Raw genomic sequence first — 9,450 nt, 5'->3', positions numbered from 1 at the left:
GCTCCCAGCTCGGTATCGATTGCCCCGGGTCAGTTCCGGCCACGGGGTGATCGCACGCTAGGTCGGCCCCGAAGGGAGGCGACACCCCTATCCCCCCAGGTGTTGACCCTGCCCGTGGCCCGCCCGGCGGCGGGCCCGGACACCGCCCGTCCGCGCCGCGCGGCGCGACGTGCCAGCTCGGCGGGGGTGCGGGCGGGCCCCGGAGCGGTCAGGGGGGTGGTCGGTGTTCTCGGTACGCGCCCCGGACGCCTTCAATGGCACGCACTGCTGCCCAGGGCGCCGCCGTTCGTGCGCCCCGATGGCCGAAGAGACGGGTGGAGCATGACAGTTGCCGATGTCAGTGTCCGAGTGGCCGAACTAGGAGCGATCAAGGAGTCCGTCGAGCTGGGCCCGTCCGCGAGCGCCTCCGAGGCACAGCACGCCCGCGGCAAGCTGACCGTGCGCGAGCGGCTGGACCTGCTGTTCGATCCGGGCACCTTCCGGGAGATAGAGCAGCTGCGCCGGCACCGGGCGACGGGTTTCGGCCTGGAGGACCGCAGGCCGCACACCGACGGGGTGGTGACCGGCTGGGGCAAGGTCGACGGCCGCCGGGTGTTCGTGTACGCGCACGACTTCCGCATCTTCGGCGGCTCGCTCGGCGAGGCCCACGCGCAGAAGATCCACAAGGTGATGGACCTCGCGCTGGCGGCGGGCGCCCCGCTGGTGTCGCTCAGCGACGGCGCGGGGGCCCGGATCCAGGAGGGCGTCACCGCGCTCGCCGGCTACGGCGGCATCTTCCGCCGCAACGTGGCCGCGTCCGGGGTGATCCCGCAGATCAGCGTGATGCTCGGGCCGTGCGCGGGCGGGGCGACGTACTCCCCCGCGCTGACCGACTACGTGTTCATGGTGCGCGACATCGCGCAGATGTACATCACCGGTCCCGACGTGGTGCAGGCGGTGACCGGGGAGAAGATCAGCCACAACGACCTGGGCGGCGCGCAGGTCCACTCGTCGGTCTCCGGCGCGAGCGCGTTCCTGTACGACAGCGAGGAGGAGTGCCTGGAGGAGGTGCGCCACCTGCTGTCGCTGCTGCCGTCCAACAACCGGGAGCTGCCGCCCGCCGTGCCCGCCACGGACCCGGCCGACCGCCGCACCGACGAGCTGTCGCGGCTGGTGCCGGCCGACCCGAACCGCTCGTACGACATGCGGGCGGTGATCGAGGAGATCGTCGACGACGGCGACCTGTTCGAGGTCCACGCCAACTGGGCCACCAACATCATCTGCGGTATGGCCCGGCTGGACGGGCACGTGGTGGGCATCGTCGCCAACCAGCCGGCCTCGCTCGCCGGGGTGCTGGACATCAACGCCTCGGAAAAGGCGGCGCGTTTTGTGCAGACCTGCGACGCGTTCAGCATCCCGCTGGTGACCCTGGTGGACGTACCGGGGTTCCTGCCGGGCAGCGACCAGGAGCACAGCGGTGTCATCCGGCACGGCGCGAAGCTGCTGTACGCGTACTGCGCGGCGACCGTGCCCCGGGTGCAGATGATCCTGCGCAAGGCGTACGGCGGCGCGTACATCGTCATGGACTCCCGCTCCATCGGCGCGGACCTGTCCTTCGCCTGGCCGACGAACGAGATCGCGGTGATGGGCGCGGAGGGCGCCGCCAACGTGGTCTTCCGGCGGGAGATCGCCGCGGCGGACGACCCGGAGGCGGCGCGCGCGCAGCGCGTCAAGCAGTACCGCCAGGAGCTCATGCACCCGTACTACGCCGCCGAGCGGGGCCTCGTCGACGACGTGATCGACCCGGCCACGACCCGGCAGGTGCTGGTGGACGCGCTGGAGGCGCTGCGGGCCAAGCACGTGCCGCTGCCCGAGCGCAAGCACGGCAACCCGCCGTTCTGACCGGCGCCCGCCGTTGCGACCGGCACCCCCACCCCCACCCCCATCCCTCTTCACCGCAGAGGAGCACGCCCGATGAGCGAGCGGGCCGAACCCCACCTGAGGATCGTGCGCGGCGCCCCGGACAGCACCGAACTCGCCGCCGTCCTCCTCGTGCTGCTCTCCACCGCCCGGGGCCGGGACCACACCGGGGAGCAGTCCGCACCCCGGCCCCGGGCCTCCTGGGGCCCCGCGCGCGGCTGGCGCCCGCCGGGGACCTGGACGGCCCTGTGAACCGACGAGCTAAGGACACCGACCACCCATGAACCGTACGACCACGCCCGTGCGGGCGCCCAGTGCCTGGCTGCGCCGCTTCCACCCCGCCGAGGAGGCTCCCGTACGGCTGTTCTGCTTCCCCCACGCGGGCGGCTCCGCGAGCTACTACTTCCCGGTGTCCCGGGCCCTGTCCCCGGGGGCCGACGTGGTGGCCGTGCAGTACCCGGGCCGCCAGGACCGCCGCCACGAGGCGTGCGTGGACGACGTACGCGCTCTCGCGGACCGGGTGTTCGCGGAGCTGTGGCCGTGGTGCGACCGGCCCGTGGCCCTGTTCGGGCACAGTCTGGGCGCGACGCTGGCCTTCGAGGTGGCGCTTCGGCTGGAGGAGGCCGGCGTGACGCCGGCGGCCCTGTTCGCCTCCGGGCGGCGCGCCCCCTCCCGGCACCGGGAGGACGAGCGGCTCCATCTCGCCCCGGACGAGCGGCTGCTGGCCACGATCAAGGGGATGAGCGGCACGGACCCGGCGGTCCTGGCCGACGACGAGCTGCTGCGGGCGGTGCTCCCGGCCATCCGCGGCGACTACAAGGCCGCGGAGACCTACCGCTACCACCCCGGCCCGGCCCTGGCCTGTCCGGTGGTGGTGCTCAACGGGGACAGCGACCCGGAGGTGACCGCGGAGGAGGCCGCGGCCTGGGCCGGTCACACCGGAGGGGCCTGCTCCTTCCACCTGTTCCCCGGCGGCCACTTCTACCTGAACCAGCACGCCTCCGAGGTGATCGGGCTGGTGCGGCAGCAGCTCGCCTGAGCCGCGCACCGGAACCCCGCCACGCGGAAGGGTCCGGCTGCCGTACGGCGGCCGGACCCTTCGGCGTCGGGCACCTCGCCCGGCGCCCCGCTGACCCTGTCAGAGCTCGATGCGGGTCCCGTCTGCCGGGATCTCCGCACCCGCCGCGCACACCTCGCGGTGCGCCGCCGACCGCGGATCGGCCATCGGGTTGGTGTTGTTGAGGTGCGTGTACGCGAACCTGGTGTGCGGCCGCTGCGCCCGCAGGCGCCCGACGTGTGCCAGGCTCCCGCCCTCTCCGGTCACCGGCAGGTGACCCATCGCGGCCTGCGCGCCGCCCGCCCCGGCCGCGCGCGTGGCGCCGCCGAACTCCCGCGCCGAGTGGAACGTGCCGTCGAGCAGGACGCAGCCGGCCCCGGCGGTGAACTCGTCGAAGCCGGGGGGCCAGGAGGCCAGGCAGGGCGCGTACACGAGGACCCCGCCCGTGGCCGGGTCCTCGAAGCGGTAGGCGACCACCCAGGGGCCGTCCGGACCGGGCAGCGTGCGCGCGTACTTGGGGCGTTTGTCGCCGACGGCGAAGGCGGTCACCCGCAGCCCGCCGACCTCCTGCTCCTCCCGCTCCTCCCGCTCCTTGCCGGCGGGCAGCTCGGACCACTCCCAGCCGCCGTAGCCGCCGAGGATCCCCCGCACCGGGAACCCCGCCTCCAGCGCCCCGAGCACGGCCGCCGGTGCCCACACCCGCAGCCCGGCGCCTTCCCTGAGCATCAACAGACCGAGGGTGTGGTCGAGTTCGGCGTCGGTGAGCAGTACGCCGCGCACCGGTGTCTCGCGCGGCCCGGGACCGGCCGCCAGCTCCTTGGTGGCGAGCAGCTGTGCGCGGATGTCGGGCGAGGCGTTGACCAGGTACCACCCGACGCCGTCGGCGCTGACCGCGAGGCCGTCCTGGCAGCGGGCGGGGGCTCCCGACGTGCACACCGGGCAGGCGCAGTTCCACTGGGGGCAGCCGCCTCCGGCGGCGGTGCCGAGCAGGACCGCCCTCATCGGCGCACCGCCGCCGGTCCCCGCATCACCAGTGCGGGCGGTGTCGCGGGGACGCCCGCCAGCAGCAGGTCCACGGTGCCGCGCTGCGCGGACCGGGAGCACACCGGGTCGGTGGCCGCGGCGTCCCCGGTGAGCAGGAAGGCCTGGCAGCGGCAGCCGCCGTGGTCGAGGGAGCGCCGGTCGCAGCTGCGGCAGGGGTCGGACATCCACTCCTCGCCGCGGTAGGCGTTGAAGGAGCCGGAGGAGTACCAGATCTCGGCCAGCGGCTTCTCGGTGACGTTGTCCAGGTCGAGGGTGGTGATCGCGCCGGCCGCGGGGCAGGGCAGCACGGTGCCGTCGGGGGCGACCGTGAGCTGGATCGCCCCCCAGCCGTGCATGCACGGTTTGGGGTACGGCTCGTAGTAGTCGGCGAGGACGTACACGATCTCCATGGTGCCCTTGAGCCGTTGCATCGCCTCCCGGACGACCGGTTCGGCCGCTGCCAGCTGTTCGCGGGTGGGCATCAGGGCTTCCCGGTTGCGCAGCGCCCAGCCGTAGTACTGGGTGTTGGCGAGCTCCAGCCGGTCCGCGCCCATGGCCTCGGCCAGGTCGATGAGGCCCGCCAGCTGGTCGTGGTTGGCGCGGTGCAGTACGGCGTTGACCGTGAGCGGCAGGCCCTGCTCGCGGATCAGCGCCGCGGCGGCGATCTTGTGGTGGTGGGCCCTGGCCCCCGCGAGCAGGTCGGCGCGGGCGGCGTCGGCTCCCTGCACCGACAGCTGTACGTTGTCCAGTCCGCGCCCGACCAGGTCCGCGAGGCGCCGCTCGGTGAGGCCGAGTCCGCTGGTGACGAGGTTGACGTAGCAGCCGAGGCCGCTGACGTGCGAGACGAGCTCGGGCAGGTCGGGGCGGGCCAGCGGCTCGCCGCCGGACAGGTGCACCTGGAGCACGCCGAGCTCGCGCGCCTGGGTGAACACCTCCAGCCACTGGTCCGTGCTCAACTCCCGCTCCCGGGCGATGAGTTCCAGGGGGTTGGAGCAGTAGGCGCAGTGCAGGGGACAGCGGTGGGTGAGCTCGGCGAGCAGCCCGAGCGGCGGAGCCGCGGCCGGGGCGTCCTCGGGGCGGGTGGGGGCGGTCAGATCCATCGCACGACGCCCTTCTCGGTGAGCCGTTCCAGGAGGGCGCCGACCTCGGTCTCGCGGACACCGGCGTAGCGGGCGCCGAGCGCCGCCGCGATCTGCGGGACGGTCGTGGTGCCGTCGCAGAGTTCGAGCACCGAGACGGCGGTCCCGTTGGGCACGAGCACCCCTTCCGGGTGCAGCACGACATGGGTCTGCCGCGTCCTGTCGTAGACGAGCCGCACTCCGCGGCCGAGCACGGGCCGGTCCACGGCCACTCCTTCTGCGGTTGCGGCCACTACGCGCCCGTGGCGGTGGCGCGTTCGACGGCGTCCAGCATCAGCCACAGCAGGTCGCACTTGAACCGGAGCGCGGCGACGGCCGCGTCCTGCTGCTCCCGTGTCGCGCAGTGCCGGACGACGATGTCCAGGGTGCCCTTGCCCTCACCGGACACCGCCTCGATGCGGTCCGTAAAGTAGGCCAGGTCGGCGGGGCGGATCCAGTCGTAGTGGGCGAGCATGTCGGCGACCCTGCGGGTCATCAGGTGCCCGGCGAACATCTCGGTGAGCCCGGAGGCCACGGCCTCGGCCCACGGCTTGGTCCGGGCGAAGTTCACGTACGCGTCGACCGCGAAGCGCACGCCCGGCACCACGTGCCGCTCGTCGAGCACCTCTTCGCGGCTGAGCCCCACGGCCTCGCACAGCCGCAGCCAGCGGGCGATGCCGCCCTCGTCCCCGGCGGTCCCGTCGTGGTAGGCCAGCCGCTCCACCCACACCCTCCGGATGTCCGGGAGCGGGCAGTTGCTGATGATCGCCGCGTCCTTCTGCGGCAGCATCCGCTGGTAGTACCAGCGGTTGGCGGCCCACAGCCGCAGCGCCCGCCGGTCGAGCTCGCCGGCGTGCAGCCGCCGGTGGAAGGGGTGGCTTCCCCAGTAGGAGGAGGACAGCGCGCGCAGGGCGCTGATGAACTCGGACTCGTCCAGTGGTGACGTCATGTGTTCTCCCGCCACGGCGGGAGCCGGTCGCCCGGACTCCCGCCCGCCGCCATTGGGTTCACTTCTCCAGACGCGCGGCGTACGCGGTGACCTCGAACGCGGTCTCGTACGCGATGAAGTCCGGGGTGGTCCACGCCTCGGGGGTCTGGGGGACCTCGGCCATGGGGTGCTCCTTCGCTCGGTGCCCTTCGGGTTTCCGCCAGGAACCTACGGCCTGGCCGGGGTGGCGCAGATCCCCTAACCGCCCCTAACCCCGCACGTTCACCCCTGCGGCCCTCCGCGGCACGGCGCGTTGGCGTGCACACCGGACGGAAACCCGATCGGGTGTGTGCCGTTAGTAGGAACGACCACCGCGCCCCGCCGGGCGCGGGCCTGCGGCGAAGACGCGTACGAGGAGCAAGATGAGAGTCCCGATGCCGGCCCGACGCGGCCGGGTGAAACTGGCGGCCCGGTGCCGGGTGGTGACGGAGGCCCCCGCCTTCGGCCTGGCCGTCTTCGGCGTGATCCTGCTCAACGCGGCACTGATGGGCGTGGAGACGTACAGCGGGCCGGCGCGGGAGTACCGGCAGGTGCTGGAGGCCGCGGAGGGCGCCTGCCTGATCGTGTTCACGGTGGAGATGCTGCTGCGGATGGGCGCGCACGCGGACCGGCCGAAAGCATTCTTCCGGGATCCCTGGAACCTTTTCGACCTCGCGGTGGTGGTCTGCGCCTTCCTCCCGCTCGTCCGCGAGAACACCACCCTGCTGCGGCTGCTGCGGCTGGCCCGCGTGCTGCGCACCGCGCGTTTCCTGCCGCACCTGCGCATCCTGCTGATCGCCGTGGGCCGCAGCCTGCCCGGCACCGCCAGCTTCCTGTTCGTCGGCGCGCTGGTGCTGTACGTGTACGCCATGGTCGGCTGGGTCTGCTTCGCCGAGTCGGACCCGCAGCACTACGGCTCCGTGGGCCGCGCCATGCTCACCCTGTTCCTGCTGACCACGCTGGACGGGCTCACCGACGCGGTGCGGGCCGGGCTGCAGATCTCCCGGCTCAGCATCATCTACTACGCCTCGTACGCCCTGCTCGCCTCCTTCGTACTGGTGAACGTCCTGATCGGCGTCGTGCTGAACTCCCTCGACGAGGCGCGCGAGATCGAGGCGGAGGCGGGCCGGGCGGCCGGCCCGACCCCGCCCCCGACCCCCGGCGGCGGCCCTGACCCCGCGGACCCGAAGGACGTCAGGGAGCGGATCGCCACCGCCCGCCGGGCGCTGGACGAGATCGAGGCGAGCCTCGCCACCGGACCCGCCGGACCCGGCGGACCTGCCGGACCCGGCGGGGACCTGCCCCCGGCGCGGCAGCTGGAGGCCTCGCACTCGGGTCCCTAGCGGTCGGCTGCGGAAGTCCTCCGGGCCGGCGACCGGACGTCAGGCGGACGCGGCATTGAGGAGGGTCTCGGCCGCAGTGGTGCGCGCGTAGAGGACGCAGCGGCCGGCACGGTGGGCGCTGACCAGACCCGCGTCGCGCAGCGCGGTGAGGTACTGCGATACCCCGGCCGGTGAGAGCCCGGTGCGGTGGGCCAGGTGGGTGGTGGAGGCCGGGGTCTCCAGTTCGGTCAGCAGCAGGGTGCGCGAGCGGCCGAGTACGGCGGCGAGGGCGTCGGTCCGGGTGGTGTGCCGTGCCTGCCACAGGGTGCCGATACCCCGTGCGGGATAGGCGAGCTGCGGTGGATCCGGCGGTGTCGTGCGGGTGCGCAGCCCGGGTCCGGTGAAGGCCGAGGGGATCAGGAGCAGCCCCGTGCCGGCCGTTTCGCGGGTCAGCGGCTGCTTGCGGCGGGCGATCCGCAGCCCGCCCGCGTCCCAGCTGACCGTGGAGTGCAGGTCGTTGAGGAGGCGGCCCGCACCGTGTTCGGCGACCGTGCGGGCCCGGTGGAAGACGTCGGCGTCCAGCACGGTCCGGATCCGGGCCCAGTACGGGGCCAGCGCCAGCTCCCAGTACGTTTCGAGCTCGTCCGTGACCTTGGCCAAGCGGGCCTCCGGGTCGGCGTGCAGCATGCGCAGCCGGGGGCCGAGGCCGCCCTGGTGGCGGGCCAGGTGGTCGAGGTCCTGGCGTACCCGGTCGGCGGGCGCGGCCCGGATCGCCTCCCATTCCGCCTTCGGCGCGGGAGACGGACCGGCGGGGGCCGGGTTGAGGAAGTCGGGGACGTAGCCGGTGGGCGGGATCAGCTCGGCGAGCCAGCCACGGTCCAGCCCGGCAGCCGCCAGACGCGGCCTGACCTGGTCGGCCCAGGTGTGGTGGACGGGATGCGCGGCGTGGGACCGCAGCAGCCGGAAGCCGGGCGCCACCTCCCACATCGGCGAGACGGCGAACCGCACCTGCGCCAGATCGCTTGCCGAGAACGACAGCTCCGCCAGGACGACCACTTCCCCGTGGATTCAGGCATGCGTGAATCAATGGCGGCTCAGCCTACCGTGCAGAGATCATCCCGCCATGACCTCACAAACGATCGACGCGGCGGCAGCGGGCACCTGGGAACTCGGCGACCGCACGGTCAACCGGATCGGTTTCGGCACGATGCGCCTGCCCCAGACCGGCGAGGCGTTCGCGGCCGGCGCCGCCCCGCGCGACCGCGACCAGGCGATCGGCGTGCTGCGCCGCGCGGTCGAACTCGGCGTGAACCACATCGACACCGCCGCGTTCTACTTCTCCCCGCTGCGCAGCGCGAACGAGCTGATCAACCGGGCGCTGGCCCCTTACCCGGACGACCTCGTCATCACCACCAAGGTCGGACCCGGCCGCGACCCTTCGGGGCAGTGGCTGCCGCACGCCACCCCCGGGCAGCTGCGCGGCCAGGTCGAGGAGAACCTGCGCCAGCTCGGCCGCGACCACCTCGACGTGGTGAACCTGCGCATCGTCGGCACCGACTCGATCGCCGAACGTTTCGGCGCACTCGCCGCACTGCGCGAGGCCGGGCTCATCCGCCACCTGGGCCTGTCCAACGTCCACCCCCACCACCTCGCCGAGGCCCGGACCATCGCGCCCGTGGTGTGCGTGCAGAACATGTACGGCATCGGCGCGTCACCGCAGCAGAAGGAGTTCCTGGAGCTCTGCGGTGAACAGCGCATCGCGTTCGTGCCGTTCTACTCGATCGCCGGCGCCGGACGCACGGCCGGCGCCACCGCCGACGACGGCGACGAGGTGCTCGCCGTCGCCCGCGCCCACGGGGTGAGCACGGCCCAGATCCGGCTGGCCTGGACCCTGCACCAGGGCCCGCACGTCCTGGCCATCCCCGGTACCGGCGACCCCGGGCACCTCGCCCTGAACGTGGCCGCCGGCTCGCTGCGCCTGTCCGGGGAGGACCTCAGCGCCCTGGACCTCCCCCGCCACGGAACAGTCGAGGACGTCCGGAGCTGACCACGTGGCCGCCCGGC

General features: G+C 73.4%; 11 protein-coding genes. 5 read left to right on the top strand and 6 right to left on the bottom strand.

What is annotated here, in order from left to right; all coding sequences use genetic code 11:
- Positions 1–321: 321 nt before the first annotated feature.
- From ACZ6I1_RS09625 to ACZ6I1_RS09615, 3 genes are all read left to right on the top strand, one after another.
- The gene (locus tag ACZ6I1_RS09625; protein WP_469285035.1) at positions 322–1,881 is read left to right on the top strand and encodes an acyl-CoA carboxylase subunit beta; all 1,560 of its coding nucleotides are present in this window, start codon (positions 322–324) and stop codon (positions 1,879–1,881) included.
- Positions 1,882–1,953: 72 nt separating this feature from the next.
- Complete coding sequence (locus ACZ6I1_RS09620; protein ID WP_469285033.1) at positions 1,954–2,151, top strand: acyl-CoA carboxylase epsilon subunit; 198 nt, start codon at positions 1,954–1,956, stop codon at positions 2,149–2,151.
- Between the two features lie 28 nt (positions 2,152–2,179).
- The gene (locus ACZ6I1_RS09615) at positions 2,180–2,938 is read left to right on the top strand and encodes a thioesterase II family protein (protein WP_469285030.1); all 759 of its coding nucleotides are present in this window, start codon (positions 2,180–2,182) and stop codon (positions 2,936–2,938) included.
- A 99-nt stretch (positions 2,939–3,037) separates the two neighbouring features.
- Here the strand turns inward: ACZ6I1_RS09615 and pqqB are convergent, their stop codons facing one another.
- Genes pqqB through pqqA form a run of 5 tightly spaced genes read right to left on the bottom strand, consistent with a single transcriptional unit; the run spans position 3,038 to position 6,209 of the window.
- Entirely contained in the window at positions 3,038–3,958 is a 921-nt protein-coding gene (pqqB, locus tag ACZ6I1_RS09610) for a pyrroloquinoline quinone biosynthesis protein PqqB (protein ID WP_469285028.1), read from the bottom strand.
- Positions 3,955–5,079, bottom strand: coding sequence for a pyrroloquinoline quinone biosynthesis protein PqqE (gene pqqE, locus ACZ6I1_RS09605; protein WP_469285025.1), 1,125 nt, complete (start codon positions 5,077–5,079; stop codon positions 3,955–3,957). The genes pqqB and pqqE overlap by 4 nt, the downstream gene beginning before the upstream one ends.
- Positions 5,070–5,324, bottom strand: a complete 255-nt coding sequence (pqqD, locus tag ACZ6I1_RS09600) for a pyrroloquinoline quinone biosynthesis peptide chaperone PqqD (protein WP_469285024.1) — start codon at positions 5,322–5,324, stop codon at positions 5,070–5,072. The genes pqqE and pqqD overlap by 10 nt, the downstream gene beginning before the upstream one ends.
- 26 nt (positions 5,325–5,350) lie before the next feature.
- The gene (gene pqqC, locus ACZ6I1_RS09595) at positions 5,351–6,046 is read right to left on the bottom strand and encodes a pyrroloquinoline-quinone synthase PqqC (RefSeq protein WP_469285022.1); all 696 of its coding nucleotides are present in this window, start codon (positions 6,044–6,046) and stop codon (positions 5,351–5,353) included.
- A 58-nt stretch (positions 6,047–6,104) separates the two neighbouring features.
- Positions 6,105–6,209 carry a pyrroloquinoline quinone precursor peptide PqqA gene (gene pqqA, locus ACZ6I1_RS09590; protein WP_469285020.1) on the bottom strand — a complete coding sequence of 35 codons (105 nt, stop codon included), beginning with the start codon at positions 6,207–6,209 and terminating at the stop codon, positions 6,105–6,107.
- A 250-nt stretch (positions 6,210–6,459) separates the two neighbouring features.
- On the opposite strand from pqqA, the gene ACZ6I1_RS09585 reads away from it, so the two are divergent.
- The gene (locus ACZ6I1_RS09585) at positions 6,460–7,407 is read left to right on the top strand and encodes an ion transporter (RefSeq protein ID WP_469285018.1); all 948 of its coding nucleotides are present in this window, start codon (positions 6,460–6,462) and stop codon (positions 7,405–7,407) included.
- Positions 7,408–7,446: 39 nt separating this feature from the next.
- Here the strand turns inward: ACZ6I1_RS09585 and ACZ6I1_RS09580 are convergent, their stop codons facing one another.
- Positions 7,447–8,442, bottom strand: coding sequence for an ArsR/SmtB family transcription factor (locus ACZ6I1_RS09580; protein ID WP_469285016.1), 996 nt, complete (start codon positions 8,440–8,442; stop codon positions 7,447–7,449).
- A gap of 67 nt (positions 8,443–8,509) precedes the next feature.
- Between ACZ6I1_RS09580 and ACZ6I1_RS09575 the strand changes: the two genes are divergently transcribed.
- The gene (locus ACZ6I1_RS09575) at positions 8,510–9,433 is read left to right on the top strand and encodes an aldo/keto reductase (RefSeq protein ID WP_469285014.1); all 924 of its coding nucleotides are present in this window, start codon (positions 8,510–8,512) and stop codon (positions 9,431–9,433) included.
- Positions 9,434–9,450 lie beyond the last annotated feature (17 nt).

The organism is Streptomyces sp. NPDC046303, assembly GCF_055588085.1.
This window is presented reverse-complemented; position numbering and strand designations above follow the sequence as displayed.

What these genes read in the sequence shown, in the direction of transcription:
- ACZ6I1_RS09625 (WP_469285035.1), top strand. Translation starts at nt 322, where the DNA reads ATGACAGTTGCCGATGTCAGTGTCCGAGTGGCCGAACTAGGAGCGATC.
- ACZ6I1_RS09620 (WP_469285033.1), top strand. Translation starts at nt 1,954, where the DNA reads ATGAGCGAGCGGGCCGAACCCCACCTGAGGATCGTGCGCGGCGCCCCG.
- ACZ6I1_RS09615 (WP_469285030.1), top strand. Translation starts at nt 2,180, where the DNA reads ATGAACCGTACGACCACGCCCGTGCGGGCGCCCAGTGCCTGGCTGCGC.
- pqqB (WP_469285028.1), bottom strand. Translation starts at nt 3,958, where the DNA reads ATGAGGGCGGTCCTGCTCGGCACCGCCGCCGGAGGCGGCTGCCCCCAG.
- pqqE (WP_469285025.1), bottom strand. Translation starts at nt 5,079, where the DNA reads ATGGATCTGACCGCCCCCACCCGCCCCGAGGACGCCCCGGCCGCGGCT.
- pqqC (WP_469285022.1), bottom strand. Translation starts at nt 6,046, where the DNA reads ATGACGTCACCACTGGACGAGTCCGAGTTCATCAGCGCCCTGCGCGCG.
- pqqA (WP_469285020.1), bottom strand. Translation starts at nt 6,209, where the DNA reads ATGGCCGAGGTCCCCCAGACCCCCGAGGCGTGGACCACCCCGGACTTC.
- ACZ6I1_RS09585 (WP_469285018.1), top strand. Translation starts at nt 6,460, where the DNA reads ATGCCGGCCCGACGCGGCCGGGTGAAACTGGCGGCCCGGTGCCGGGTG.
- ACZ6I1_RS09575 (WP_469285014.1), top strand. Translation starts at nt 8,510, where the DNA reads ATGACCTCACAAACGATCGACGCGGCGGCAGCGGGCACCTGGGAACTC.